The sequence below is a fragment of the Eikenella sp. Marseille-P7795 genome, assembly GCF_916618725.1.
Classification (GTDB): Bacteria; Pseudomonadota; Gammaproteobacteria; order Burkholderiales; family Neisseriaceae; genus Eikenella; species Eikenella longinqua.
In genome coordinates, this window is sequence record NZ_CAKAJZ010000001.1 from 113,154 (window position 1) to 138,097 (window position 24,944).

The following is a 24,944-nucleotide window of genomic DNA, read 5'->3' on the forward strand; positions in this document are numbered from 1 at the left end:
ATTATGACGGTGTTAATATTTACTTTGAAAAGCAAAAGGCATATACTGCCATTCAGCGTTGAATGCGGCTGTATAAAGCTGTTGCGGCCTAAACGCTAAATTTAACTCATAGAGAAGCAGGCCTGCATTTCAGATAATAAAGCCTGCCGGCATTTCCTGAGTTACAAAGTAGAGAGTATGTTTTGGTTGTCAGGAAGCCATAGCTTATTGATTTTTTGTTTTGTTTTCTTTGTGGAGATCTTGTCGAAAATGAATTACGATAAAACCGTAGCAGAAATGCTGAATGTGGATGGCGCCTTGGCAGCCGCAGTTGTGGACTACTCCAGCGGCATGCTGCTGGCCGGTGGCGGCAGCCCCGCGATTGACTTGGAAATCGCCGCCGCAGGTAACACCGAAGTAATACGTGCTAAGAATAAAACCATGAAAATGCTTGGTTTGAAAGACGAAATTGAAGACGTGCTAATTACCTTGGGCACCCAATACCACTTGATGCGCCCATTAGCTCGTCATGAGGGTTTGTTCCTGTACTCTGTACTAGATAAAAGCAAGGCTAACTTAGCTTTGGCTCGTCGTTCTTTAGTTAATGCTGAACGTAATATGGGCTAATTCAGCAAAGCTGTTCACAAAAACCGGCCGTCGCCAGACAGCCGGTTTTTATCGTTTCCGCACTCCGTTTCCCATCATGCAATAGCCCGTTTGCGGAAAAAACACAACACATTCCCCGCATTTGCCCGCGCCAAACTTGCCGCCAGCTCATTCTCCCCGCTAACATGACGCCCGCTTTCCCGCCTGCTCCGGCAAACGGGAATATCCGCAAAACGAGGCTGCGCTAAGCCGCCCATTTTCCTATTTATCCACCATCCAGCAAAGAAGGAGCCCATCATGCCGCATGTTTTCACACTCCGTTCAATTCTTTGCAGCTCAGAAGCATAAGGCCGCTTCCCATTCTTGTGCCGCCCGCTTCGGGCTACTTTCTCCCCATCGTGTAAACCGCAGCGCTTGCGCCGTTTGGCTGCGCCTGCCGTTTGCATTCGGCGCGAAACCATTTCATTTTCAGCATATTGCTTTGCTGCACGGCAAGGCAGGCTGCTGTATGAATGCTCGGTTTCCCGCCACCAGCAAGAAAGTACGAATATGGGCACACAAACCCCCCAATACCTTTCCGAAAACACCGTTTTAATCGCCGATTCCCACACCTGGATTGAAGGCAACGCCATCCAACAGCTGCAAACCACCACCCGCCTGCCGCAAATGCGCCGCGTGACCGGCATGCCAGATTTGCACGCCGGGCGCGGCTATCCCGTCGGCGCTGCGTTTTTCAGCAGCGGCCGTTTCTACCCCGCGCTCATCGGCAACGACATCGGCTGCGGCATGGCGCTGTGGCAAACCGATTTGGCTGCACACAAAGCCAAGCCCGCCAAACTGGCCAAACAGCTCGGCAATATCGATGCCCCGCTGGATGAAAGCTGGCAGCCGCGCATCCGCGAAATCCTGCCGCCCCATCCTTTTCAGGTAGCCTTAGGCACCATCGGCGGCGGCAACCACTTTGCCGAACTGCAAACTGTGGACACCGTCTACCGCCCCGAAAGGCTACCTGAAAATTTCAATGCCGCCTGCCTGCAACTGCTTGTGCACAGCGGCTCGCGCGGATTCGGCCAGCAGATTTTGCGCCGCCACGTGGAAGCACACGGCCACTCAGGGCTACCTGAAAACAGCCCCGAAGCCGCCGCCTACCTCGCCGAGCACCAAAATGCCCTCGCCTTCGCCCGCGCCAACCGCCAGCTGATTGCCGAACGCATGCTCGCGCTCTGGGACGCCCAAGGCCGCCGCCTGCTCGACGTGCACCACAACTTTCTGCAACACACCGCAGTCGGCGGCGAAACCGGCTGGCTGCACCGCAAAGGCGCCACCCCATCCGACTGCGGCCTGGTGCTCATCCCCGGCTCGCGCGGCGACTACAGCTATCTGGTCGAGCCAGCCGCCGACTGCACCGTCGCGCTCAATTCGCTCGCCCACGGCGCCGGCCGCAAATGGCAGCGCAGCGAATGCAAAGGCCGCCTGTCGCACAAATACAGCGCCGACAGCCTGCGCCGCACCGCCTTCGGCAGCCTGGTGGTGTGCGCCGACAAGGCCTTGGTATACGAAGAAGCGCCGCAAGCCTACAAAAACATCGACAGCATCATCGCCGCCATGCAGCATGCCGGCCTCATCGAGCCGATAGCCCGCCTCAAACCCGTGCTCACTTATAAAACCAGCGGCGTCTGCGGAGGATGACACATGAAAATCATCAGCAAATTTAAAGATTTCTACGACCACAAAGTGGCCAAATACGGCAGCGACCCCGTGCTCGTGTTCGACCGCCGCCAGCCTCCCGGCAGCGAAATCCTGCATAGTCTGCCCAAGCCGCCCGCCGACTGGCAGCAGGAATTCGGCGCCTGCGCCGTGGTGTCCGAGCTGTATGTCGGCAACCTGCGCGTGTTCCTGTTTGCCACCGACAAGCAGGTGTACAGCTCATACGACATCGAAAGCGTGTATCTGCAACACCGCCGCTATCGCCGCGGCCTGAACATGGTGCGCTTTCTCGACGGTCGCGAATACTGCCTGCCGCAATTCGACAACTACTACTGGCCTTGGTATCAGCACCGCTATGAGCCCGACTTCAGCCCGCGCCGCTGCAACCGCAGCCAGCCGAGCATTGCCGCCCACCGCCGAGTGCCGCTGTTGCTCGCCTATTATGCCGACCCGCACCGCCCCACCCGGCTCGACAGCCGCCAGGATTTTGCCGAAAACCCCCAGCTCTCCGGCCTCGGCGTCTATTTCGACCCCGATATCGTGTGGCAACACCTTTGCGAATATTTATCGCAGCTCAAAAGCGAAGCCGAAACCAGCCCGCCTGTGCCCGACAAAGACAAAATCGGCAACAAGGGATTCGATGCCAGACGCTCCTTCCGGCCGAAAATGAAAGGAAACAAAGCATGATCTACCTGCAAATCTCCACCGCTCAAGGCCCGGCCGAATGCCAGATGTTTGCCGCTTTCGCCCTGCGGCAAATACTGCGCGAAGCCGAACAGGCCGGCGTGCAGGCCGAGCTGTTGGAAGAAACGCCAAGCAAGTACGGCATCCTTTCCGCCGTGCTCAAATTCAACGGCAAAAACGCCGAAGCCCTGGCAGGACGCTGGCTCGGCACCCTGCAATGGGTCTGCCCCAGCCCGCTGCGGCCGCAACACCCGCGCAAAAATTGGTATATCGGCGTGTTCAGGCTACCTGAAATCCCCGAGCTGCCCAACGATGGCGACATCGAGTTTCAAACCTGCCGCGCCGGCGGCAAAGGCGGCCAGCATGTAAACAAAACCGAATCCGCGGTGCGCGCCGTACACCTAGCCAGCGGCATCGCCGTGCGCGTTGAAAGCGAACGCAGCCAGCACGCCAACAAAAAACGCGCGCTTGAGCTGCTCGCCCTCAAGCTGGCGGAGCACCACCAAAGCGCCCTGCAACAGCACGCCGCCGGCGCCCACAAATCACTCTACCAAGTGGAACGCGGCAACCAGCAGCGCGTGTTTATGGGGCAGCAGTTTAAAGAACGGCTCGGCTAAACGGCAAAAGGCTACCTGAAAACTATTCTTCCGTTTTCAGGTAGCCTTTTTATGGGCTAGCGGCATTTTTGGGGGTATTTTTCTGCGGCATTTTCAAAATACCGTAAAAAATACCCCCAAATTTCTGTTGCTTCAACGCAATTCGGATAGACGGCGGCAGATACCAAACAAGCCCTAAACATGGCTGAAAGCCTTGCTGGGCTTGGGTTTTGTAGATTTGGATAGACGGCGTTAGACAAAAAAATAACCGCTAAAAAGCGGTTAATGGTGGCCAGAGGCAGGATCGAACTGCCGACACACGGATTTTCAATCCGTTGCTCTACCAACTGAGCTATCTGGCCGCTTTTGAAGTTCGCTATTACACCAGTTTATCGAACCTGAGTCAAGCTTTTTCGGCAAAATATTTTAACGGATTGGCAAAGGCATTATTTCCCCGCAATATTTTTCAGGTAGCCTGCGCTGGGCGAATGCTGTTTGGGGCAGGACCGTGCCGTATCCGTTATATGGGCTGGCTGATGCCGCCCAACCGTTTGCGCGAACGGCGGTAGGATGAGGGCTACCTGAAAATAGCTTTCCATTTTCAGGTAGCCTGTTTGGTTTGGGCAACGCGGGCGCAGGTTTTACGGCATGCTGCCCGGCTGCGCCTTATTCGGCCAGGGCGGCGCGCAGTTGGGCAGCCAGCTCGGCCAGTTCGGCGTGGTCGGCCATTTTTTCTTCGTGCTGGCCGAGCTCGTGCACATGGCCGGGGATGAGGTGCATGTGGTAGTGCAGCACGCTTTGGCCGGCTTCTTCGCCGTTGAGCTGCATTTGCACTATACCGTGCCGTTTCAATATCTTGCGCTGGGCGGCGATGATTTTTTTGGCTGCGGCAAACACGGCTTGGGCATATTCTGCGGGCAAATCGCTCAGCTCCACGGCCTGTGTTTTCGGCACAATCAGCACATGCCCGCGCGCTTGCGGCATCACGTCCATGAAGGCGAGGATTTGCTCGTTTTCATACACGGTGTGGTTGGGGATGTCGCCGCGCAGGATTTTGGCGAAAATGTTGTCGGGGTTGTATGCGGACATGGTGTTCTCCTTGGGTGGACGGTTTTTTCAGGTAGCCTCTGAAGCAGCTTGCGCCGTGTGGCAACTGCAGCCGGCTCATACATTTTTCAGGTAGCCCCTTAAGGCTACCTGAAAATTCACAGGGCTTCCAGTTTGGCAAATTTGGTGTCGAGCACTTTGATGCCCTGCTTGCCGAAGTTTACGGTGAGGCGGGCGCCGTCGGCTTTGCGTTCGCCTTCGATGATGACGCCGGTGCCGAATTTCGGGTGGCGCACATTTTGGCCGATGCTGAAGCCGCCGTAATCGGCGGGCTCGACCCATTCGGGCTGCGGCTCCGCCCTGCCCCGCGGCGGGATGCCTTCGGGCACGGGGAAACGCGGCTTCGATACGGGGGTGAGCAGGTGCAGCAGATCGGGCGGAATTTCTTCCACGAAGCGCGAAACGGTGCCGTAGTGGGTTTGGCCGTGCAGCATGCGCTGCTGCGCCATGCTGATGTAGAGGCGTTTGCGCGCGCGCGTGATGGCCACATACATCAGCCGCCGTTCTTCTTCCAGCCCGCCGTGTTCGGCCAGGCTTAGCTCGCTGGGAAAACGGCCTTCTTCCATGCCGGTGAGGAACACGGCGTCGAATTCGAGGCCTTTGGCGGCGTGCACGGTCATCAGCTGCACGGCAGATTCGTTGGCGCCGGCCTGGTTTTCGCCGGATTCGAGCGCGGCGTTGCTCAAGAAAGCGAGCACGGGGAAGGCGGGGTTGCCAAGCTCATCGGCGGGCAGGGTTTCGAAATTGCTGTCTTCGGGGCGGAACTCTTCAGCGGCGCGGATGAGCTCGTCTAAATTGTCGAGGCGGTCTTGGTGGTCGCCTTTTTGGGTTTGGTAGTGTTCATACAGGCCGCTGGCGTGCACGGCTTCGGATACGTTTTCAGGTAGCCTCAGCTGGCCGATTTGCGACTGCAAGCCTTCAATCAGGCGCACAAAGGCGGCTACCTTGCCGTTTTTCACTGCCACGCGGCAGGCTGCCTGCCACAGCGACACGCCCTCTTCCGCCGCCGCGGCTTGAATACTTTCCACCGTGCGGCTGCCGATGCCACGCGCGGGCACGTTGATCACGCGCAGCAAGGCGTTATCATCTTCGGGATTGACCGCCAGCCGTAGGTAGGCCAGCGCATGTTTCACTTCCTGGCGCTCGTAAAAGCGCAGCCCGCCGTAAATCTTATACGGCAGCCCAGCGCGGAACAGCGCCTGCTCCAGCACGCGCGATTGGGCATTGCCGCGATAAAGCACGGCCATGTGGTGCAGCTCCATGCCTTCGTGGTGCAGCGCCTTGATTTCGTCCACCACGAATTCGGCTTCTTCGCCGTCGGTGAAGGCGGAGAGGAAGCGGATTTTCTCGCCGCTTTCAGCTTCGGTGCGCAGATTTTTGCCGAGGCGGCCGTCGTTGTGTTCGATTACAGCATTGGCGGCGGCGAGGATGTTGCCCACCGAGCGGTAATTCTGCTCCAGTTTGATGGGTGAGGCTACCTGAAATTCGCGCATGAAGTCGGCCATATTGCCCACACGCGCGCCGCGGAAACGGTAGATGCTTTGGTCGTCGTCGCCCACGGCAAACACCACGGCATGCCGGCCAGCGAGAAGTTTCAGCCAGTCGTATTGCAGCTTGTTAGTGTCTTGAAATTCGTCCACTAAGATGTGGCTGAAGCGGTTTTGGTAGTGGGTGCGCAGCAATTCGTTGGCAGACAGCACTTCGTAGCTGCGCAGCATGAGCTCTGCAAAATCTGCCACGCCTTCTTGGCGGCAGAGGCAGTCGTATGCGGCATAACACTCAATCAGTCGTTTCTCATACGGATTGCCGGCATGCAGCAGTTCGGCGCGCAGGCCGGCTTCTTTTTGCGCGTTGATGAAGCCCTGCAAGGCACGCGGTGCGATGATTTCTTCTGCGATATTTAGGGATTTGAGCAGGCGTTTGATAAGTGCCAACTGGTCGCTGCTGTCGAGAATTTGAAACGACGCGGGCAAGCCGGCATCTTTGTGGTGCAGGCGCAGAAAGCGGTGGCACAAGCCGTGGAACGTACCCAGCCACATGGCGCGAATATTGAGCGGCAGCATGGTTTCCAAACGGGCGCGCATTTCTTTGGCGGCTTTGTTGGTAAACGTTACTGCCATCACCGAATGCAGATTGGCTTGGCCGGTGTGCAGCAGCCAGGCAATGCGGGTGGTGAGCACTTTGGTTTTGCCGCTGCCGGCGCCGGCCAGCACCAAGGCGGATTCTGCCGGCCAGGTGACGGCGGAAAGCTGCTCTGGGTTGAGGCCGGAGAGGAGTGTGTTTTGCGAGGGGGATGCGAGCACGATATTGAAAGATGTGGTAATAACAAAGAGAGGTGAATTATAGCAGCAGAGGCTACCTGAAAAAGTTCGGCATGTAGTGCTGACACCCGCCCCCCCACAAGGAAACACCCCGGCTGATTAAGCCGGGGTGTCGGAATAGGTGTTTGGCAGTGTCCTACTTTCGCACGGGTATCCGTACTATCATCGGCGCTGGTTCGTTTCACGGTCCTGTTCGGGATGGGAAGGCGTGGGACCAAACCGCTATGGCCGCCAAACTAAACTGTACAAATCGTCAAGCCGCCGATATCGCTATCGGCCAATCAATCTTCTCCGGCCAAACTCTCTCAAGGTTCGACCGTCGGGTAATGTGTATCTCTTTCCAGTAAGCTTTATCTTCCGTCCTCTCCGGTGGCCAGCCACCGCAAAGCACTTCAAATGATAGAGTCAAGCCTCACGAGCAATTAGTATGGGTTAGCTGCACGCGTTGCCGCGCTTCCACACCCCACCTATCAACGTCCTGGTCTAGAACGACTCTTTAGTGTGGTTATACCACAAGGGAAGTCTCATCTCCAGGCAGGTTTCGCGCTTAGATGCTTTCAGCGCTTATCCTTCCCGAACTTAGCTACCCGGCGATGCCACTGGCGTGACAACCGGTACACCAGAGGTTCGTCCACTCCGGTCCTCTCGTACTAGGAGCAGCCCCTGTCAAACTTCCAACGCCCACTGCAGATAGGGACCAAACTGTCTCACGACGTTTTAAACCCAGCTCACGTACCACTTTAAATGGCGAACAGCCATACCCTTGGGACCGACTACAGCCCCAGGATGTGATGAGCCGACATCGAGGTGCCAAACTCCGCCGTCGATATGAACTCTTGGGCGGAATCAGCCTGTTATCCCCGGAGTACCTTTTATCCGTTGAGCGATGGCCCTTCCATTCAGAACCACCGGATCACTATGTCCTGCTTTCGCACCTGCTCGACTTGTCGGTCTCGCAGTTAAGCTACCTTTTGCCATTGCACTATCAGTCCGATTTCCGACCGGACCTAGGTAACCTTCGAACTCCTCCGTTACTCTTTGGGAGGAGACCGCCCCAGTCAAACTGCCTACCATGCACGGTCCCCGATCCGGATCACGGACCTGGGTTAGAACCTCAAAGTCACCAGGGTGGTATTTCAAGGACGGCTCCACAGAAACTGGCGTCTCTGCTTCTAAGCCTCCCACCTATCCTACACAAGTGACTTCAAAGTCCAATGCAAAGCTACAGTAAAGGTTCACGGGGTCTTTCCGTCTAGCAGCGGGTAGATTGCATCTTCACAACCACTTCAACTTCGCTGAGTCTCGGGAGGAGACAGTGTGGCCATCGTTACGCCATTCGTGCGGGTCGGAACTTACCCGACAAGGAATTTCGCTACCTTAGGACCGTTATAGTTACGGCCGCCGTTTACTGGGGCTTCGATCCGATGCTCTCACATCTTCAATTAACCTTCCAGCACCGGGCAGGCGTCACACCCTATACGTCCACTTTCGTGTTTGCAGAGTGCTGTGTTTTTAATAAACAGTCGCAGCCACCGATTCTCTGCGACCCTCCAACGCTTACGCCGCGAAGGCTTAACGTCGAAGGGCATACCTTCTCCCGAAGTTACGGTATCAATTTGCCGAGTTCCTTCTCCCGAGTTCTCTCAAGCGCCTTAGAATTCTCATCCTGCCCACCTGTGTCGGTTTGCGGTACGGTTCGATTTAAGCTGAAGCTTAGTGGCTTTTCCTGGAAGCGTGGTATCGGTCACTTCGCATCCGTAGATGCTCGTTATCGCTTCTCGGTGTTTCGAAGAACCGGATTTGCCTAGTCCTTCCACCTACCGGCTTGAACAAACTATTCCAACAGTTTGCTGACCTAACCTTCTCCGTCCCCACGTCGCACTTAAATCAAGTACGGGAATATTAACCCGTTTCCCATCGACTACGCATCTCTGCCTCGCCTTAGGGGCCGACTCACCCTGCGCCGATGAACGTTGCGCAGGAAACCTTGGGCTTTCGGCGAGCGGGCTTTTCACCCGCTTTATCGCTACTCATGTCAACATTCGCACTTCTGATACCTCCAGCATACCTTACGATACGCCTTCTCAGGCCTACAGAACGCTCCCCTACCATGCACGCTTCATTAAAACAACTCTGCTTCCACCATCCGTCACGCTCGACTTTGATGGGCGCTTTCCGTCGCTTCGCTCCGGTAAGCTGTTTTAATGAAGCGTGCATCCGCAGCTTCGGTTATAGATTTGAGCCCCGTTACATCTTCCGCGCAGGATGACTCGACCAGTGAGCTATTACGCTTTCTTTAAATGATGGCTGCTTCTAAGCCAACATCCTGGCTGTCTAAGCCTTCCCACTTCGTTTACCACTTAATCTATCATTTGGGACCTTAGCTGGCGGTCTGGGTTGTTTCCCTTTCGACAACGGACGTTAGCACCCGCTGTCTGTCTCCCATGCTCACACTTTCCAGTATTCTGAGTTTGCCATGGGTTGGTAAGTCGCAATGACCCCCTAGCCATAACAGTGCTTTACCCCCGGAAGTGATACATGAGGCACTACCTAAATAGTTTTCGGGGAGAACCAGCTATCTCCGAGTTTGTTTAGCCTTTCACCCCTATCCACAGCTCATCCCCGCATTTTGCAACATGCGTGGGTTCGGTCCTCCAGTACCTGTTACGGCACCTTCAACCTGGCCATGGATAGATCACTCGGTTTCGGGTCTACGCCCAGCAACTCGTCGCCCTATTAAGACTCGGTTTCCCTACGCCTCCCCTATCCGGTTAAGCTCGCTACTGAACGTAAGTCGTTGACCCATTATACAAAAGGTACGCAGTCACCCCAGATTTAAGCATCCTGCTATCTTGCTTAAATCTGCCAGTTTCACTCCTTAGTCTGCTTTTAGCTCGCTGCTCGCTCGCTGAAAGAACCAAGATACTTAAATCTGGGGCTCCCACTGTTTGTATGCATCAGGTTTCAGGTTCTATTTCACTCCCCTCCCGGGGTTCTTTTCGCCTTTCCCTCACGGTACTGGTTCACTATCGGTCGATGATGAGTATTTAGCCTTGGAGGATGGTCCCCCCATCTTCAGACAGGATTTCTCGTGTCCCGCCCTACTTGTCGTATACCTAGTACCACTACCGAGATTTCGAATACGGGGCTATCACCCACTATGGCGGAACTTTCCATTTCCTTCTTCTATCTCAACAGCTATCGTATACAGGCTCCTCCGCGTTCGCTCGCCACTACTTGCGGAATCTCGGTTGATTTCTTTTCCTCCGGGTACTGAGATGGTTCAGTTCTCCGGGTTCGCTTCGCTTACCCTATGGATTCGGATAAGGATACCGTACAAAATACGGTGGGTTTCCCCATTCGGACATCACCGGATCATAGCTCTATTGCCAGCTCCCCGATGCTTTTCGCAGGCTTACACGTCCTTCGTCGCCTATCATCGCCAAGGCATCCACCTGATGCACTTATTCACTTGACTCTATCATTTGAAGTGCCTTTCTGACTTTGCCCTCCCTGCGTTGACGACAGTCGGGACTTAAGGCCTCTACTCTGATAAAGCTTACTGCTTGTTGTGTCCGAATCCTGCCTTTTGTCTCAGGATCCGGTCAATACAATCATTACCCAAATTTCAGTAAGTGGGGCACACCCCCTCTTACTTCGTTTGTTTATTGATTTCGGCTTGCCAATTTGTTAAAGATCGATGCGTCGCTTGCGCTTCGCAAATCAAAACCAGCTGCTTTCAAGTGGCCTGAAAGCGGTTCGCTTTGATTTGAAAAGTGCTGGGTCTGTGGTGGAGGCAAACGGGATCGAACCGATGACCCCCTGCTTGCAAAGCAGGTGCTCTACCAACTGAGCTATGCCCCCTTACCTCTCTCCTCGGGCGTTTCTACTGCTCTGCCTCTGGCTTCAGCGTGGTGGTGGGTCTGGGAGGACTTGAACCTCCGACCCCACGCTTATCAAGCGTGTGCTCTAACCAGCTGAGCTACAAACCCAAGGTCTTCTCTTGCATCTGTGTGATTACCGATAGGTGTGGATGCTCCTGCCCCGCTTTTCTCTAGAAAGGAGGTGATCCAGCCGCAGGTTCCCCTACGGCTACCTTGTTACGACTTCACCCCAGTCATGAAGCATACCGTGGCAAGCGGCCTCCTCGCGGTTAGCCTACCTGCTTCTGGTATCCCCCACTCCCATGGTGTGACGGGCGGTGTGTACAAGACCCGGGAACGTATTCACCGCAGTATGCTGACCTGCGATTACTAGCGATTCCGACTTCATGCACTCGAGTTGCAGAGTGCAATCCGGACTACGATCGGTTTTCTGGGATTGGCTCCGCCTCGCGGCTTGGCTACCCTCTGTACCGACCATTGTATGACGTGTGAAGCCCTGGTCATAAGGGCCATGAGGACTTGACGTCATCCCCACCTTCCTCCGGTTTGTCACCGGCAGTCTCATTAGAGTGCCCAACTAAATGATGGCAACTAATGACAAGGGTTGCGCTCGTTGCGGGACTTAACCCAACATCTCACGACACGAGCTGACGACAGCCATGCAGCACCTGTGTTACGGCTCCCGAAGGCACCCTTCCGTCTCTGGAAGGTTCCGTACATGTCAAGACCAGGTAAGGTTCTTCGCGTTGCATCGAATTAATCCACATCATCCACCGCTTGTGCGGGTCCCCGTCAATTCCTTTGAGTTTTAATCTTGCGACCGTACTCCCCAGGCGGTCGATTTCACGCGTTAGCTACGCTACTAAGCAGTCAAGCTGCCCAACAGCTAATCGACATCGTTTAGGGCGTGGACTACCAGGGTATCTAATCCTGTTTGCTACCCACGCTTTCGAGCATGAACGTCAGTGTTATCCCAGGGGGCTGCCTTCGCCATCGGTATTCCTCCACATCTCTACGCATTTCACTGCTACACGTGGAATTCTACCCCCCTCTGACACACTCTAGCCATCCAGTTCAGAACGCAGTTCCCAGGTTAAGCCCGGGGATTTCACATCCTGCTTAAATAACCGTCTGCGCTCGCTTTACGCCCAGTAATTCCGATTAACGCTCGCACCCTACGTATTACCGCGGCTGCTGGCACGTAGTTAGCCGGTGCTTATTCTTTCGGTACCGTCAGCAGAAACGGGTATTAACCGTCCCCTTTTCTTCCCGAACAAAAGTACTTTACAACCCGAAGGCCTTCTTCATACACGCGGCATGGCTGGATCAGGGTTGCCCCCATTGTCCAAAATTCCCCACTGCTGCCTCCCGTAGGAGTCTGGGCCGTGTCTCAGTCCCAGTGTGGCGGATCGTCCTCTCAGACCCGCTACTGATCGTCGCCTTGGTAGGCCTTTACCCCACCAACTAGCTAATCAGATATCGGCCGCTCAAATAGCGCAAGGCCTTTCGGTCCCCTGCTTTCCTCCTCAGAGCGTATGCGGTATTAGCCAATCTTTCGATTGGTTATCCCCCACTACTCGGCACGTTCCGATATGTTACTCACCCGTTCGCCACTCGCCGGCAGAAGTGCAAGCACTCCTCCGCTGCCGTTCGACTTGCATGTGTAAAGCATGCCGCCAGCGTTCAATCTGAGCCAGGATCAAACTCTTATGTTCAATCTCTAACTTTAAACTTCTGGTCTGCTTCAAAGAAACCAACAGATCAATGTCTAAAACATCGTCTTGTCTTCTCTTAGCAGTGCGGATGCCGAAACATCCACACTTATCGGTAATCTCACTGTTAAAGAACAATTCCGCTCCCGAATAAAAACGACACGTCTCAAAACCAATCAGTCCAACCAATTTCGAAACGGTGCCGTGGAAGCAGCGAAGATGCGAACTATACGCCAGCATAAAATCTTTGTCAAACATATTTTGAAAATAATTTTCCCATTCGGACGCATTTATCAGAACCACAAAAGAAAATAATTTTTTGACATCAGCCCAACACTACTTTAGAATGCCGCTCTCTTGTGCTCTAGCCTTCTATGGCGGACACATTGGTATGTAGTATGAATCATTTTTAACCATATATATGGAGTTGAGTATGTACGCGGTCATAAAAACCGGCGGCAAGCAGTATAAAGTTGCTGTTGGCGAAAAATTGAAAGTAGAACAGATACCTGCCGAACTCGACAGCCAAATCGAACTGACTGAAGTTCTGATGATTGCTGACGGCGAGTCTGTGAAAGTAGGCGCACCCTTTATCGAAGGCGCAAAAGTAACAGCCAAAGTAGTGGCTCACGGCCGTGGCGAGAAAGTACGCATTTTCAAAATGCGCCGCCGTAAGCACTATCAGAAACGCCAAGGCCACCGTCAGAATTTCACCCAGCTTGAAATCGTGGCCATTGCCTGATTCCCATCGAGATTATTTCTAAGGAGTATTTAATATGGCAACCAAAAAAGCCGGCGGTAGCTCTAAAAACGGCCGCGATTCAGAAGCCAAACGCCTGGGCGTGAAAGCCTACGGCAACGAACTGATTCCCGCAGGTTCCATCATCGTTCGCCAGCGCGGCACCAAGTTCCACGCCGGCAACAACGTGGGCATGGGTAAAGACCATACCCTGTTCGCCAAAGTGGACGGCTACGTGGAATTCACCGTAAAAGGCGCCCACAACCGCAAAACCGTAAACGTTCGCCCTTACACTGGCGCCGACGAATAAGTAATCGGCCATATCGGCCAAACCAAGGATGCTGCTTCAGGCAGCATCCTTTTTTCATGCCGCGCTACACACTGTACTCATCCAAACCCGGCTGCCTGCCAACTGCTATAATCCCGCCATCCGTTTTTCAGGTAGCCTCATCATGCCCAGCACACAACCCATTCTCGCCATCACTTCCGGCGAACCCGCCGGCATCGGCCCCGACATCTGCCTCACCCTCGCCCGCACCAAGCTTCCCTGCCGCTGCGTTGTCCTCGGCGACAAACCGCTACTCGCCAGCCGCGCCCAACAACTCGGCTACCCAATCGCTATTTCCGATTACCAAACAAACCAAACCCCCGCCCCCGGCACATTGGAAGTCCTGCACATCCCGCTGGCCGCGCCCTGCCATGCCGGCAAGCTCGACCCCGCCAACGCCCGCTACGTCCTTGCCCTGCTCGACCGCGCCTACGCCGGCATCTGCCAAGGCGAATTCGCCGGCATGGTTACCGCCCCGCTGCACAAAGGCATCATCAACGACGCCGGCATCCCCTTCAGCGGCCACACCGAATACCTCGCCGCCATTAGCCACACCGAGCAAGTCGTCATGATGCTGGCCGGCAACGGCCTGCGTGTCGCCCTCGCCACCACCCACCTCCCGCTCAAAGACATCGCCGCCGCCATCACCCGCCCCCTGCTGCACCAAGTGTTGCATATTCTGCACACCGACCTGCAAACCAAATTCGGCATCGCCCGCCCCACCATCCTCGTGGCCGGCCTCAATCCTCACGCCGGTGAACAAGGCCACCTCGGCTGGGAAGAAATCCAAATCATCGAGCCCGAGCTGCAAGCCCTGCGCGCCCAGGGCCTCGACGTGCGCGGCCCCTACCCCGCCGACACCCTGTTCCAGCCCTTCCTGCTCAAAGATGCCGACGCCGTGCTCGCCATGTATCACGACCAAGGCCTGCCCGTGCTCAAATACGCCTCCTTCGGCCAAGGCGTCAACATCACCCTCGGCCTGCCCTTCATCCGCACCTCCGTCGATCACGGCACCGCCCTCGACCTCGCCGGCACCGGCCGCGCCGACCACGGCAGCCTGCTCACCGCCATCCAAACCGCCCTGGGCATGGCCGAACACTGGCAACGCCACCGCACCACCCGATAGCTGTGCACTATCACCCTAAAAGGCTACCTGAAAACCTCCCTTCGCACGGCAGGCAATTTATTTTTCAGGTAGCCTCTATGCCCGCCCATCCCATTGAATCAAATCACCCTTCCCCGCAAGCAAAGGCTACCTGAAAAATCCGCCACACCCCACGCCGCATCCCCGCCGCCCACAAGCAAAATCATTGAACCGAGTGTCCTTTTTCCCTATAATCGACACCCTTGTATGTATCTGAAGCCCGCAGCAGCCCATGGCCACACCCTTTATCGAAATGCAAAACGTCGCTTTTGCCTACGGCGACCGGCCCATCCTGAACAACGTCAGTTTTCAGGTAGCCCGAGGCGCGTTTGCCGCCGTGATGGGCGGCTCCGGCAGCGGCAAAACCACCCTGCTGCGGCTGATTACCGGCCAAATCCTGCCCACCGAAGGCCGCGTGCTCATCAACGGCCGCGACCTCGCGCAATTCAACGCCGGCGAGCTCTACCAACACCGGCGCAACATGGGCGTGCTGTTCCAGTTCGGCGCCCTGTTTACCGACTTGTCGGTGTATGAAAACGTGGCCTTCCCGCTGCGCGAGCAAACTGATCTGCCCGAAGAAATCATCCGCGACCTGGTGCAGCTCAAGCTCAACGCCGTCGGCCTCTACGGCACCGCCGACCTGATGCCCGACGAACTTTCCGGCGGCATGGCGCGGCGCGTAGCCTTGGCGCGCTCCATCGCCCTCGACCCGGCGCTCACACTCTACGACGAGCCCTTCACCGGCCTCGATCCGATTTCGCTGGGCGTGATTACCGACCTGGTGAGCAAAATCAACCGCGCGCTGCGCTCCACCAGCGTGATGGTTACGCACGACATCCGCCGCTCTCTGCAAATCGCCGACCAAGTGGTATTCCTAGCGCACGGCGAAATCCTGTTTTCAGGTAGCCCGGAAGAAATGCGCAGCCTGGATTCGCCGTGGATACACCAATTTGTCAACGGCCTGCCCAACGGCCCGGTCGCCTTCCGCTATCCGGCGGAAACCAACGTACAACAAGCATTGCTCAAGCGCTGACTATGGAATTTTTTCGCACGATAGGCCGCAAAACGCTGGCTTTTTTGCAGGAATTGGGCAAAACCACCCTGTTCCTGTTCGCCGTATTGGCACGCTCCGGCACCTTGCTGCCGCGCCTGCGGCTGGGCATCCGCCAAATGTATTTCACCGGCGTGCTCTCCATCATCATCATCGCCGTGTCCGGCCTGTTTGTAGGCATGGTATTGGGTTTGCAGGGCTACACGCAGCTAGCCAAATTCAAATCGGCCGACATTTTGGGCTATATGGTGGCCGCTTCGCTGCTGCGCGAATTGGGGCCGGTGCTGGCGGGCATCCTGTTTGCCAGCAGCGCCGGCGGCGCGATGACCAGCGAAATCGGCCTGATGAAAACCACCGAGCAGCTGGAGGCAATGAAGGTGATGGCGGTGGATCCCGTTGCCCGCGTGGTGGTACCGCGCTTCTGGGCGGGCATGCTGTCGATGCCGCTCTTAGCCTCCATCTGCAATGTGGCCGGAATTTACGGCGCCTACCTTATCGGCGTGCGCCATCTGGGCTTGGACAGCGGCATTTTCTGGTCGCAGATGCAGTCGAACATCGATTTCGGCTACGATGTGGTAAACGGCCTGATTAAATCCGCCGTGTTCGGCGTGGCCATTTCGCTGATTGCCGTGTATCAAGGGTTCCACTGCCGCAGCACGCCGGAAGGCATCTTGCGCGCCAGCACCCGCACCGTGGTGAGCAGCGCGCTCACCGTTTTGGCCTTGGATTTTGTCTTAACTGCCATCATGTTTATCGGATAAACGGATTATGAAAAGAAGCACTTTAGAACTTTGGGTTGGCATTTTTGTGGCTTTGGGCATTGCCGCCGTGGTATTTTTGTCGCTGCGCGTGGCCGGCGGGCAATCGTTTGCCAAGCAATCGTACTACACCGTTTCCGCCAGCTTTACCGACATCGGCGGTTTGAAAGTGAAAGCGCCGGTGAAAGCTTCCGGCGTGGTGGTCGGCCGCGTTTCCTCCATCGAGCTTGACCCGAAAACCTACCGCGCAAACGTGGTGCTGAATATCGACAACCAATTCCGCTTCAGCACCGACGTTTCTGCCGAAATCCTCACTTCCGGACTTCTGGGCGAGCAATACATCGGCCTGCAGCAAGGCGCGGAGGATACCGAGCTGAAAAACGGCGACACCATCGAAATCACCAGCTCCGCCTTGGTGCTGGAGCAATTGATTGGCAAGTTTATGACCAACTCCGTAGAAAAAAACGGCGCCACGCAGTAAACACACCGCAACATTTCCATTTTTTACTTTGAAAGGACAAACTCCATGAAAAAATCCGCATTCACCGCCGCCTTAAGCATCGGCATCATGAGCATCGGCCTGGCTTTCGCCACCCCGCAGCAGGCCGTGGACCAGCTCAAACAAAACAGCACCCAAATCCTGAACATCCTGCAACGCGCCAGCGGCAACAACGACGTGCAGGTGCGCCGCCAGGCCGAAAACTACGCCATCCCCTATTTCGACTTCACCCGCATGACCGAGCTGGCCGTGGGCGCCAACTGGCGCAGCGCCACCCCCGCGCAGAAAACCGCGCTCACCGAGCAGTTTAAAACCCTGCTCATTCGCACCTATTCCGGCACCATGCTGCAATACCGCAACGCCAATGTAGTTATCCGCAACAACCCCGTGCAGCGCGGCAACAGCATCATCGTTACCGCCGACGTGACCCCCAGCGGCGGCAAACCGGTAACCATGGATTACACCATGTACCAAAGCGGCGGCAAATACCGCGTGTATAACGTGGCCGTGGAAGGCGCCAGCCTGGTTACCGTGTACCGCAGCCAGTTCAACAACACCATCGCGCAGAAAGGCATCGACGGCCTGATTCAGGAACTGCGCAGCAAAAACGGCAACTAAGGCCATGCACAGCGAATGCCGCGACGGCGCGGTGTATGTGAGCGGAGACGTTACCGTATCCACGGTTACGGCTCCGCTGTTTCGCGCCTACTGCCAACAATTAGGCTACCTGAAAAACAGCAGCCGCCCCACCGTCGATTTCTCTGGCGTCGGCCAAGCCGACTCCGTATGCATTTCGCTTCTGGCCGCCGCCAAACGCAGCCTGCCCGAAGCCGACTGGGCATTTCCCGGCATTCCCGCCGGCGTGGCCGAGCTGGCCAAACTGTATGAAGTAGGCGATTGGATTCCCTCATGAAAAAACTGCTCACCCTCACCCTGCTCGCCCTCAGCCTCAGCAGCAACGCCCTGGCCGAAGGCGTCGCCTACGACCCCTACGAAGGCTACAACCGCTTCATGTTCGGCGTGAACGACCGCATCGACCGCCATGTATTGTCGCCCGCCGCCCGCGGCTACCGCGCCGTTACGCCCAAGCCCGTTCGCAGCGGCATCGGCAACTTTTTCAACAACCTGCGCGACATCGTGAGCGTGGGCAGCAATCTGCTGCGGCTCGACATTTCCAAAGCCGGCACCGACCTCGTGCGCGTCGGCATCAACACCACCTTCGGCTTCGGCGGCCTGATCGACATCGCCGGCGAAGCGCAAATGCCCAACAACAAAAACACCCTCGGCGACACCTTCGCCAGCTGGGGCTGGAAAAACAGCAACTACTTCGTCTATCCCCTGCTTGGCCCCAGCACCGTGCGCGACGCCGTCGGCAACACCATCACCAGCGCGTATTCGCCCGAATCCGCCCTCTTCGGCAACGGCAGCGGCTATTGGGCCGCCACCGGCGTGAAAGTGCTCGACACCCGCGCAAGCCTGCTCGACCTCACCGACAGCGTCGAGCAAGCCGCACTCGACCGCTACGCCTTCGTCCGCGACGCCTACATGGCCGCCCGCGCCAAACAAACCGGCACCACCCTGCCCGGCAGCCAAGACGACTACGTGCCCAGCTTTGAAGAAGGCGGCAACAACGCCGACAACGCCCCCGCTGCGGACACAAGCAGCACCGCCCAAACCGTGAGCACCCCCGCGCCCACCGCAGGCAACCTGCCCGCCACCCCAGCAGCCGAAGCGGCCGCCGAAGCCGCAGCGCCTGCTAACAACACAGGCAGCCCGCTTCCGCCCAACACCATCCGCGTGGAAACCGAGCGCCCATAGCCCATGCCGCCGTTTCCGCCGGCAAAATTTTCAGGTAGCCTTCCATCTGTCCGGGCTACCTGAAATCCCAGTATTCACCCGTGCAACCAATCAAACAGCGATTGCGCGGCTTAAACAGTTTTCAGGTAGCCTCTATCCCGTTCCAAAGGCTACCTGAAAACGAGCAAAGCGAGTTTCGCTAAAACGATGTCTTGGCGTAGCCAAGGCTGAGTTTCTGCGAAGCTAAAAATATCAATACTCACCTATCAAAGGAGCAAATCATGTACGAAGTTAACCGCAGCCTATTCCGCCTCGTGCCGCTGCAACCCTTTTGGAACTGGCTCGACAGCCTGCCCGACACCGACCTCGACGGCCTCACCCTGCAAGAAATGCAAGACAACGCCAACGCCTACCTCGTCAACCCCTGCGACGACCTCGAAGAAGTGTGGGCCGAAATCAAGCCGCAAATCGAAGCCATCTTCGCCGCCGAGCTGGCCGACTGGTGCGAAGACGAAAACCAGTGGCCCGACCTGCACCCCGACATCTTCGCCGAATGGTTCCACATCCAATTCTCCCCCATCGTGGGTGATCTTTCCGCCCGCGAAGTAGAACGCGTGCCCTACGCGCCCATCGAAGATTAAGCCCGCCGCCATGCCACCCCTCACCCGCCTCACCGTCCGCGGCTACCACCTCGACGTATACCGCCACGTAAACAACGCCCGCTACCTCGAATTCCTCGAAGAAGCCCGCTGGGATTATTTCGACCAACATGGCCTCGCCCCCTTCTTCCGCGACGGCGGCTACGGCATGGCCATCGTCCACATCGACATCCGCTACCGTCGCGCCGCCCTCCTGGGCGATAAGCTCGAAATCGAAACCGCCTTTGCCGGCATCAGCCGCCGGGAAGCCCTCATCCGCCAAACCATCCGCCAAGCCGGCAACCCGCGCATCCTGGTGGAGGCCGACGTTACCTTTATGCTCATCGACCCCAGCTCCGGCCGCGCCATCAGCTTCCCCGAAAACCTGCGCCACACCATCGCCGCCCAAATCCCCCCAGCGGAGGACGCAACATGAAAAAATGGCTCGGCACCTTCCTCTTCGCCGTGGTGCTCGCTGCCGCCGGCTACATCCTGCTCTCCCCCCAACACCAGCCCGCCCCCGCCTTCGCCCTGCCAAATCTGCAAGGCCAAACCGTGAACCAATCCGCCCTGCAAGGCAAAGTCACCCTCATCAACTTCTGGTTCCCCTCCTGCCCCGGCTGCGTAACCGAAATGCCCAAGCTCATCCAAATGGCGCACGACTACCAAGGCAAAAACTTCCAAATCATCGCCGTCTCCATCCCCGTCCCCAGCGACCCCCTGCCCGTGGTCAAAGCCTACGCCGAACAGCACCGCCTGCCCTTCACCGTGCTCTACGACGAACAAGGCCACACCCAGCAGGCCTACCAAGTTATCGCCGCCCCCACCTCCTTCCTGGTAAACAGCAAAGGGCAAGTGGTGAAAACCTTCGTCGGCGAGCCCGACTTCGCCGAAGTGTACCGCCTCACCGACAGCCTGCTGGCCGAATAAAGCCGCCGATATTTTTCAGGTAGCCTCCGTCTTTCTCGAAAAGGCTACCTGAAAACACCGGCACACCCTAAGCCCGCATCGCCATACCGACACAACCCATTTTTCAGGTAGCCTCCGCACCACAAAGGCTACCTGAAAAACACCCCAACCCCACAACCGACATCACACCATGAAACCCCAAAAACGCCCCCTCAGCGGCGTCCTCCTGCTCGACAAAGCCACCGGCATTTCCAGCAACAGCGCCCTCCAGCAAGCCCGCCGCCTCTACCGCGCCGGAAAAGCCGGCCACACCGGCGTGCTCGACCCCCTCGCCACCGGCCTCCTCCCCATCTGCTTCGGCGAAGCCACCAAATTCGCCCAATACCTGCTCGACGCCGACAAAGCCTACCTCGCCACCCTCCGCCTCGGCCAAGCCACCGACACCGGCGACGCCGAAGGCAGCCCCACCGACAGCTGCGACACCCCCGTCAGCCCAAACGATTTTCAGGTAGCCTGCAGCCAACACCTCGGCGAACAGCAGCAGCTCCCACCCATGTATTCCGCCCTCAAACACCAAGGCAAACCCCTCTACCAATACGCCCGCCAGGGCATCAGCATCCCCCGCGAGCCCCGCAGCGTCCGCATCCACGCCATCCAAATCCTCCGCTTCCACTACCCCGAAGCCCAAATCAGCGTGCAATGCAGCAAAGGCACCTACATCCGCACCCTCGCCGAAGACATCGCCAAAAGCTCCCACACCCTCGCCCACCTCACCGCCCTGCGCCGCACCGCCACCGCCGGATTCAGCATCGAACAAAGTCACAGCCTCGATCAATTAACCCCGCTCAGCGAAGAACAGCGCGACGCCCTCCTCCTCCCCTGCGACGTATTGGTGCAACACCTCCCCGCCCACACCCTGCCCGGCGCCGCCATCCAGCCCTGCGCTTCGGCCAAACCCGCCGCCCCCGCCGGCCTGCCCGAACACACCCCCCTGCGCATCTACAGCGAAAGCGGCGAATTCATCGGCCTTGCCAGCGCCCAAGCAGGCTACCTGAAAGCCGTCCGCCTGATGAGCACGTAAGCCGTTTGAATTTATCCTTTGCCTGCCGCGTGTTAGGATACAATCCATTACAAACCTTATCCCGATTTCGCCCAAACTGAAATCGGCCCAACCCCTCAATATTTCCCACCACAGGAGCATTCATTATGAAAACTTCTACCCTACTCGCCCTCACCCTCGCCGCCTTCGGCCTCTCCGCCTGCGCTGGCGGCAGCAGCGGCAGTATTTTAGGCGACGGCAGCCACAATCCGAGCCCTAACCCAAATCCAAACCCACAGCCGAACCCGCAACCGGATCCCGTGGTTTCCCGCACAAATCACCGGCTGCAAATTACTCCAGGTAGTTATGCCTTTATCGCTGCCAATGCACAACAGTTTGCCGATAGCGGCCGAATCAACCAACTCATCGTAGAAGGTAAAACCATCGATATTATTCCCGATGGTATCACTGCCGGCACCACCTATTCAGAACCCCCCACCCCCTCACGCGAACGTGCGGTCGGCAGCTCTTCCCTGTCCTATACCCGATTCGGTTATGTTCGCGACAATACGGCCAACGGCTACATGGTAGCGCAAGGCGAAACCGCAACCGATATGCCGACCACGGGTTCAGCCGTTTATAACGGGTATGCTGTGCTCGCCAAAGTGGGCGGCTCCGGACTCTCCACAGGCTCATCCCGCTTTGATGTCAACTTCGATGGCGCTCAACCGGGCATATCCGGCATCATCAATGTCGACTCAGACACCATTACATTAGGTGATTTCGGCAGAGGCCAAATTGCCGGTTCCAACTTCAGCGGCACCGGTTCCGGCACCGGCAGTGGTCCTGTCTCTTTCCAAGGCAGCTTCTACGGCCCGAATGCCGCAGAATTGGGCGGTGTTTTCCACAAACAAGGTGAATACAGCGGCGCATTCGGTGCAGCCAAACAACCGCAACAACCATAATCTTGGTATCTGACAAACAGGCTACCTGAAAAAATTTCAGGTAGCCTGTTCCTTATCCTGCACGAAGATGCTTATTCCGCCCCTTCGGCCTCAAGCCACAGCCGCAGTGTTTCCAAGCCCTGCCCGCCGGCCTGCAAAGCCTTCCCCGCCGCCGCGTGTTTGATCACCGCAAGCTGCACAAACACCCCTTCGTGCGCCGCATTGTTGATGACGATGCCCGCCTCTTCGCCCTCTGCTTCCACTTTGCTGCCGATGGCCACCGCCTGCGTGCTGCGGGTGAGCGCCAGGCCGCGCCGCACTTGGCCTCGGTATTGGGCGCGGGCGATGATTTCCTGCCCCGGGTAGCAGCCTTTTTTGAAGTGCACCGCGCCGAGCCGGTGTTGGTTCAGCATTTGCGCCACGCAGCTCTCGACGGTGGCCTGCGCAATCCACGGCCTGCCCTGCAAAATTTCGGCGGCCAGCCAGGCTTCGGCGGCGGCAGGCTGCTCGGCATCGGGCAGCGGCTGCGGGCTAAGCAGGATTTGGTCGCCGCCGGCCAGCGTGATGCGGATCAGCCCCTCGGCGCTTTCTGGCGCGGCCAGCTTCAGCGCCGCCGGGTCGATGCCCTCCGCCGCCGCACCGCTGAGGCCGTATGCCTGCCAAGCGCTGTCGGTATGGAACACGGTTTTGCTGCGCAACACAAACATGCGCAGCCGCTTCACCGTGCTTTCCAGCAAATCCGCCGCCATTAGCAGCAGAAAACCCTCGGCGCGGCGCACCACCAGCATGTTGGCCAACACGCGCCCGCGCGGTGAGTTGTAGGTGGCGAAGCAGGCCTCGCCGGGCTGCAAATCCAAGATGTGGTTGGAAAGCTGGTTGTGCAGGAAATCGGCGGCGTCTTGTCCATCCACTTCCACCACACCGAAAAAGGGCAAACGGAACGGGGCATTCATGGCTTCACTCCCTTGATGTGTTTAATAATTTTTCTCGCCGAAAAAAGCGTAGGTGGCATCGTGGAACAGCTCGCTCTGCGCGCTGTCTTCGTATTCCAAGCGGTTCAGCTCGCTGTCGAAACCGGCGCGGACGGCCTTCAGCGCGTCTTGCACCAAATCGGCGGGCAGGCTGCCCAGCAGGCTTTTCATCGCGCTGCCCAACACCAGGTTTTGCACGCGCAAGGCTTCGCAGCTTTCTTCCAAATAGCTGATTCTTTGTTCGATTTCTTCCATTTCCTCATCCTTTTCAAAGGCGGCGCACGGCGCCGGAACATGCGGCGGATTATAAGCCCAAGCCCTCCGCTTGGACAGCAGGCAGCCCACTCCTCCCCAATTTATGAAATAATACCGCCTACCAGTTTTTCAGGTAGCCTCTGCGGCACAACAGGCTACCTGAAAAAAAAGAGGGATAAAAAACACCGCCTCACCATTCTTCGGGAAACCGCCATGACCTCACCCCAAGACAACATCGTCTTCACCCTCACCGACGACACCCCCGCCCCCCAGCCCGCGCCCGCCGCCGAAGCAGAAGACTGGGAAAAAGGCCTGGAGCGCCTGCAACAAAATCGCCGCCACCTTGCCCGCCAAAGCCACCAGCCTGCCGCCGAAGCCGCCCAATCCAACCGCCATGCCGCCGCAGCGCTCCGCCCGTTGTGCAGCCTGCTGCGCCCGTGCCGCCCGTGGCCACGCCGCTCCCGAACCGCGCCCGCAAGCCGCGCCAAGCGTGCAAACGACAGCATCCGCCCCCGCCCCGCCCCGTCCCACCTGCTCAGCAGCAGCCGCGGCCGCCGCCTCAACCTCAGCGAGCAAAAGCAGGCCTACCAAGCCTACCTTGAGCATTGGCAGCAGCAGCACAACCTGCAAACCGCCGCCTCCGAAGCCGAGCTGAACAACCCGCAAATCCTGTTTCAAGAAGACTGGCTCAACGCCCAAAACGCCCTGCACATCGGCCGCGACCAGCCCATAGCCGAGCAGGCCACCGTATGGCTGGCCGAGCCACGCAGCCGCGTTACCCCGAGCAGGAAATCACCGAGCAGATTGAGCAGGCGCAAGAAGCCCTCGCCGCCACGCCAGAAGCCGCCGACACAGACGGCAGCACTGCCGCGCTGGCCGCCGCCGCCGAAAAATCGTCTTGCTCAACGTGTATGCCCCGCCCGCCCAGCCCGGCCGTCCGTGCTCTGCCTCAGCGAGCCCGCCCTGCTCGCCGCCCTGGCCAACAAACTGCGCCCCCACCTGGCCGACGCCGTATCCGGCATGGTGAAAACCGCGCTGCAAAAGCAAACCGCGCTGATAATTCAAAATATGCAGCAATCCTTCCTGGAAGAAGTGCCCAAGCTGGTGGACGACGTGCTCGCCCACAACCTCGCCCGCGCACTCGCCGCCGTGAAGAAAGAGCAGCTCTAAGCCCGTTCTCACTATGGAAAGGCTACCTGAAAAATAGTGTTTCTGTTTTAGCTTCGCAGAAACTCAGCCTTGGCTGCGCCAAGACATCGTTTTTCAGGTAGCCTTT

The 24,944-nt window shown here is 57.5% G+C and carries 24 protein-coding genes, 3 tRNA genes and 3 rRNA genes; 20 read left to right on the forward strand and 10 right to left on the reverse strand.

What is annotated here, in order from left to right:
- Positions 1-249: 249 nt before the first annotated feature.
- The 4 genes from LG371_RS00605 to prfH all read left to right on the forward strand — a co-directional run bounded on the left by LG371_RS00605 (position 250) and on the right by prfH (position 3,593).
- Entirely contained in the window at positions 250-606 is a 357-nt protein-coding gene (locus LG371_RS00605) for a hypothetical protein (protein WP_067592500.1), read from the forward strand.
- A 528-nt stretch (positions 607-1,134) separates the two neighbouring features.
- Positions 1,135-2,274: an RNA ligase RtcB family protein gene (locus LG371_RS00610; RefSeq protein ID WP_225747476.1), complete on the forward strand. Its 1,140-nt coding sequence runs from the start codon at positions 1,135-1,137 to the stop codon at positions 2,272-2,274.
- 3 nt (positions 2,275-2,277) lie between these two features.
- Positions 2,278-2,979 carry a hypothetical protein gene (locus LG371_RS00615; RefSeq protein ID WP_067592467.1) on the forward strand — a complete coding sequence of 234 codons (702 nt, stop codon included), beginning with the start codon at positions 2,278-2,280 and terminating at the stop codon, positions 2,977-2,979.
- Positions 2,928-3,593: a peptide chain release factor H gene (gene prfH, locus LG371_RS00620; RefSeq protein ID WP_225747734.1), complete on the forward strand. Its 666-nt coding sequence runs from the start codon at positions 2,928-2,930 to the stop codon at positions 3,591-3,593. The genes LG371_RS00615 and prfH overlap by 52 nt, the downstream gene beginning before the upstream one ends.
- Before the next feature lie 265 nt (positions 3,594-3,858).
- Here prfH and LG371_RS00625 read toward each other — a convergent pair.
- Positions 3,859-3,934: transfer RNA gene (locus LG371_RS00625), tRNA-Phe, on the reverse strand.
- Here LG371_RS00625 and LG371_RS00630 point away from each other — a divergent pair.
- Positions 3,908-4,141 (forward strand): hypothetical protein, encoded by a 234-nt coding sequence (locus LG371_RS00630; RefSeq protein ID WP_156503512.1) that lies wholly within the window; start codon positions 3,908-3,910, stop codon positions 4,139-4,141. The genes LG371_RS00625 and LG371_RS00630 overlap by 27 nt on opposite strands.
- 97 nt (positions 4,142-4,238) lie before the next feature.
- Here LG371_RS00630 and LG371_RS00635 read toward each other — a convergent pair whose 3' ends face one another.
- The 7 genes from LG371_RS00635 to LG371_RS00665 form a co-directional block, all read right to left on the reverse strand.
- Entirely contained in the window at positions 4,239-4,661 is a 423-nt protein-coding gene (locus LG371_RS00635; protein ID WP_067592462.1) for an HIT domain-containing protein, read from the reverse strand.
- Between the two features lie 116 nt (positions 4,662-4,777).
- Positions 4,778-6,982 carry a UvrD-helicase domain-containing protein gene (locus tag LG371_RS00640; RefSeq protein ID WP_067592460.1) on the reverse strand — a complete coding sequence of 735 codons (2,205 nt, stop codon included), beginning with the start codon at positions 6,980-6,982 and terminating at the stop codon, positions 4,778-4,780.
- A gap of 141 nt (positions 6,983-7,123) precedes the next feature.
- Positions 7,124-7,236: ribosomal RNA gene (gene rrf / locus LG371_RS00645) — 5S ribosomal RNA — on the reverse strand.
- 165 nt (positions 7,237-7,401) lie between these two features.
- A 23S ribosomal RNA gene (locus LG371_RS00650) occupies positions 7,402-10,478 on the reverse strand.
- 310 nt (positions 10,479-10,788) lie between these two features.
- Positions 10,789-10,864, reverse strand: a tRNA-Ala gene (locus tag LG371_RS00655).
- Between the two features lie 51 nt (positions 10,865-10,915).
- A tRNA-Ile gene (locus LG371_RS00660) sits at positions 10,916-10,992 on the reverse strand.
- A 66-nt stretch (positions 10,993-11,058) separates the two neighbouring features.
- Positions 11,059-12,599 (reverse strand): 16S ribosomal RNA (locus LG371_RS00665).
- The 16S, 23S and 5S rRNA genes sit together here with 2 tRNA genes alongside, the layout of an rRNA operon.
- 430 nt (positions 12,600-13,029) lie before the next feature.
- Here LG371_RS00665 and rplU point away from each other — a divergent pair.
- The 14 genes from rplU to LG371_RS00735 all read left to right on the forward strand — a co-directional run bounded on the left by rplU (position 13,030) and on the right by LG371_RS00735 (position 22,463).
- A complete protein-coding gene (rplU, locus tag LG371_RS00670; protein WP_156503572.1) occupies positions 13,030-13,338 on the forward strand; it encodes a 50S ribosomal protein L21 in 309 nt (102 codons plus the stop codon).
- A 34-nt stretch (positions 13,339-13,372) separates the two neighbouring features.
- Positions 13,373-13,645, forward strand: coding sequence for a 50S ribosomal protein L27 (rpmA, locus tag LG371_RS00675; protein WP_067594376.1), 273 nt, complete (start codon positions 13,373-13,375; stop codon positions 13,643-13,645).
- 142 nt (positions 13,646-13,787) lie between these two features.
- Positions 13,788-14,789 carry a 4-hydroxythreonine-4-phosphate dehydrogenase PdxA gene (gene pdxA / locus LG371_RS00680; protein WP_225747477.1) on the forward strand — a complete coding sequence of 334 codons (1,002 nt, stop codon included), beginning with the start codon at positions 13,788-13,790 and terminating at the stop codon, positions 14,787-14,789.
- A 250-nt stretch (positions 14,790-15,039) separates the two neighbouring features.
- Positions 15,040-15,840, forward strand: a complete 801-nt coding sequence (locus LG371_RS00685) for an ABC transporter ATP-binding protein (protein ID WP_067594382.1) — start codon at positions 15,040-15,042, stop codon at positions 15,838-15,840.
- 2 nt (positions 15,841-15,842) lie between these two features.
- Positions 15,843-16,619, forward strand: coding sequence for a lipid asymmetry maintenance ABC transporter permease subunit MlaE (gene mlaE / locus LG371_RS00690; protein WP_225747478.1), 777 nt, complete (start codon positions 15,843-15,845; stop codon positions 16,617-16,619).
- 7 nt (positions 16,620-16,626) lie between these two features.
- Positions 16,627-17,097 carry an outer membrane lipid asymmetry maintenance protein MlaD gene (mlaD, locus tag LG371_RS00695; protein ID WP_067594389.1) on the forward strand — a complete coding sequence of 157 codons (471 nt, stop codon included), beginning with the start codon at positions 16,627-16,629 and terminating at the stop codon, positions 17,095-17,097.
- Between the two features lie 45 nt (positions 17,098-17,142).
- Positions 17,143-17,733, forward strand: coding sequence for a phospholipid-binding protein MlaC (locus tag LG371_RS00700; RefSeq protein WP_067594392.1), 591 nt, complete (start codon positions 17,143-17,145; stop codon positions 17,731-17,733).
- A gap of 4 nt (positions 17,734-17,737) precedes the next feature.
- Complete coding sequence (locus tag LG371_RS00705) at positions 17,738-18,028, forward strand: lipid asymmetry maintenance protein MlaB (protein WP_067594395.1); 291 nt, start codon at positions 17,738-17,740, stop codon at positions 18,026-18,028.
- On the forward strand, positions 18,025-18,933 hold the full coding sequence (locus LG371_RS00710; protein WP_067594397.1) for a VacJ family lipoprotein: 909 nt from the start codon (positions 18,025-18,027) through the stop codon (positions 18,931-18,933). Before LG371_RS00705 ends, LG371_RS00710 begins: the two co-directional genes overlap by 4 nt.
- A 260-nt stretch (positions 18,934-19,193) precedes the next feature.
- Positions 19,194-19,553 (forward strand): VacJ, encoded by a 360-nt coding sequence (locus tag LG371_RS00715; RefSeq protein ID WP_067594400.1) that lies wholly within the window; start codon positions 19,194-19,196, stop codon positions 19,551-19,553.
- A gap of 10 nt (positions 19,554-19,563) precedes the next feature.
- Positions 19,564-19,986 carry a thioesterase family protein gene (locus tag LG371_RS00720; protein ID WP_225747479.1) on the forward strand — a complete coding sequence of 141 codons (423 nt, stop codon included), beginning with the start codon at positions 19,564-19,566 and terminating at the stop codon, positions 19,984-19,986.
- A complete protein-coding gene (locus LG371_RS00725) occupies positions 19,983-20,480 on the forward strand; it encodes a peroxiredoxin (RefSeq protein WP_225747480.1) in 498 nt (165 codons plus the stop codon). The genes LG371_RS00720 and LG371_RS00725 overlap by 4 nt, the downstream gene beginning before the upstream one ends.
- A 169-nt stretch (positions 20,481-20,649) precedes the next feature.
- Complete coding sequence (gene truB, locus LG371_RS00730) at positions 20,650-21,540, forward strand: tRNA pseudouridine(55) synthase TruB (RefSeq protein WP_225747481.1); 891 nt, start codon at positions 20,650-20,652, stop codon at positions 21,538-21,540.
- Between the two features lie 125 nt (positions 21,541-21,665).
- The gene (locus LG371_RS00735; RefSeq protein WP_067594412.1) at positions 21,666-22,463 is read left to right on the forward strand and encodes a transferrin-binding protein-like solute binding protein; all 798 of its coding nucleotides are present in this window, start codon (positions 21,666-21,668) and stop codon (positions 22,461-22,463) included.
- A 71-nt stretch (positions 22,464-22,534) separates the two neighbouring features.
- Here the strand turns inward: LG371_RS00735 and LG371_RS00740 are convergent, their stop codons facing one another.
- Positions 22,535-23,395 carry a folate-binding protein YgfZ gene (locus tag LG371_RS00740; RefSeq protein WP_225747482.1) on the reverse strand — a complete coding sequence of 287 codons (861 nt, stop codon included), beginning with the start codon at positions 23,393-23,395 and terminating at the stop codon, positions 22,535-22,537.
- Between the two features lie 21 nt (positions 23,396-23,416).
- Positions 23,417-23,668: a hypothetical protein gene (locus LG371_RS00745; protein WP_225747483.1), complete on the reverse strand. Its 252-nt coding sequence runs from the start codon at positions 23,666-23,668 to the stop codon at positions 23,417-23,419.
- A 213-nt stretch (positions 23,669-23,881) separates the two neighbouring features.
- Between LG371_RS00745 and LG371_RS00750 the strand changes: the two genes are divergently transcribed.
- Positions 23,882-24,838 (forward strand): hypothetical protein, encoded by a 957-nt coding sequence (locus LG371_RS00750; RefSeq protein WP_225747484.1) that lies wholly within the window; start codon positions 23,882-23,884, stop codon positions 24,836-24,838.
- Positions 24,839-24,944 lie beyond the last annotated feature (106 nt).

Excerpts from the sequence above, each read along its gene's own strand:
- LG371_RS00605 (WP_067592500.1), top strand. The coding sequence starts at position 250 with ATGAATTACGATAAAACCGTAGCAGAAATGCTGAATGTGGATGGCGCC.
- LG371_RS00610 (WP_225747476.1), top strand. The coding sequence starts at position 1,135 with ATGGGCACACAAACCCCCCAATACCTTTCCGAAAACACCGTTTTAATC.
- LG371_RS00615 (WP_067592467.1), top strand. The coding sequence starts at position 2,278 with ATGAAAATCATCAGCAAATTTAAAGATTTCTACGACCACAAAGTGGCC.
- LG371_RS00635 (WP_067592462.1), bottom strand. The coding sequence starts at position 4,661 with ATGTCCGCATACAACCCCGACAACATTTTCGCCAAAATCCTGCGCGGC.
- rplU (WP_156503572.1), top strand. The coding sequence starts at position 13,030 with ATGTACGCGGTCATAAAAACCGGCGGCAAGCAGTATAAAGTTGCTGTT.
- rpmA (WP_067594376.1), top strand. The coding sequence starts at position 13,373 with ATGGCAACCAAAAAAGCCGGCGGTAGCTCTAAAAACGGCCGCGATTCA.
- pdxA (WP_225747477.1), top strand. The coding sequence starts at position 13,788 with ATGCCCAGCACACAACCCATTCTCGCCATCACTTCCGGCGAACCCGCC.
- LG371_RS00685 (WP_067594382.1), top strand. The coding sequence starts at position 15,040 with ATGGCCACACCCTTTATCGAAATGCAAAACGTCGCTTTTGCCTACGGC.
- mlaE (WP_225747478.1), top strand. The coding sequence starts at position 15,843 with ATGGAATTTTTTCGCACGATAGGCCGCAAAACGCTGGCTTTTTTGCAG.
- mlaD (WP_067594389.1), top strand. The coding sequence starts at position 16,627 with ATGAAAAGAAGCACTTTAGAACTTTGGGTTGGCATTTTTGTGGCTTTG.
- LG371_RS00700 (WP_067594392.1), top strand. The coding sequence starts at position 17,143 with ATGAAAAAATCCGCATTCACCGCCGCCTTAAGCATCGGCATCATGAGC.
- LG371_RS00705 (WP_067594395.1), top strand. The coding sequence starts at position 17,738 with ATGCACAGCGAATGCCGCGACGGCGCGGTGTATGTGAGCGGAGACGTT.
- LG371_RS00710 (WP_067594397.1), top strand. The coding sequence starts at position 18,025 with ATGAAAAAACTGCTCACCCTCACCCTGCTCGCCCTCAGCCTCAGCAGC.
- LG371_RS00715 (WP_067594400.1), top strand. The coding sequence starts at position 19,194 with ATGTACGAAGTTAACCGCAGCCTATTCCGCCTCGTGCCGCTGCAACCC.
- LG371_RS00720 (WP_225747479.1), top strand. The coding sequence starts at position 19,564 with ATGCCACCCCTCACCCGCCTCACCGTCCGCGGCTACCACCTCGACGTA.
- LG371_RS00725 (WP_225747480.1), top strand. The coding sequence starts at position 19,983 with ATGAAAAAATGGCTCGGCACCTTCCTCTTCGCCGTGGTGCTCGCTGCC.
- truB (WP_225747481.1), top strand. The coding sequence starts at position 20,650 with ATGAAACCCCAAAAACGCCCCCTCAGCGGCGTCCTCCTGCTCGACAAA.
- LG371_RS00735 (WP_067594412.1), top strand. The coding sequence starts at position 21,666 with ATGAAAACTTCTACCCTACTCGCCCTCACCCTCGCCGCCTTCGGCCTC.
- LG371_RS00740 (WP_225747482.1), bottom strand. The coding sequence starts at position 23,395 with ATGAATGCCCCGTTCCGTTTGCCCTTTTTCGGTGTGGTGGAAGTGGAT.
- LG371_RS00745 (WP_225747483.1), bottom strand. The coding sequence starts at position 23,668 with ATGGAAGAAATCGAACAAAGAATCAGCTATTTGGAAGAAAGCTGCGAA.
- LG371_RS00750 (WP_225747484.1), top strand. The coding sequence starts at position 23,882 with ATGACCTCACCCCAAGACAACATCGTCTTCACCCTCACCGACGACACC.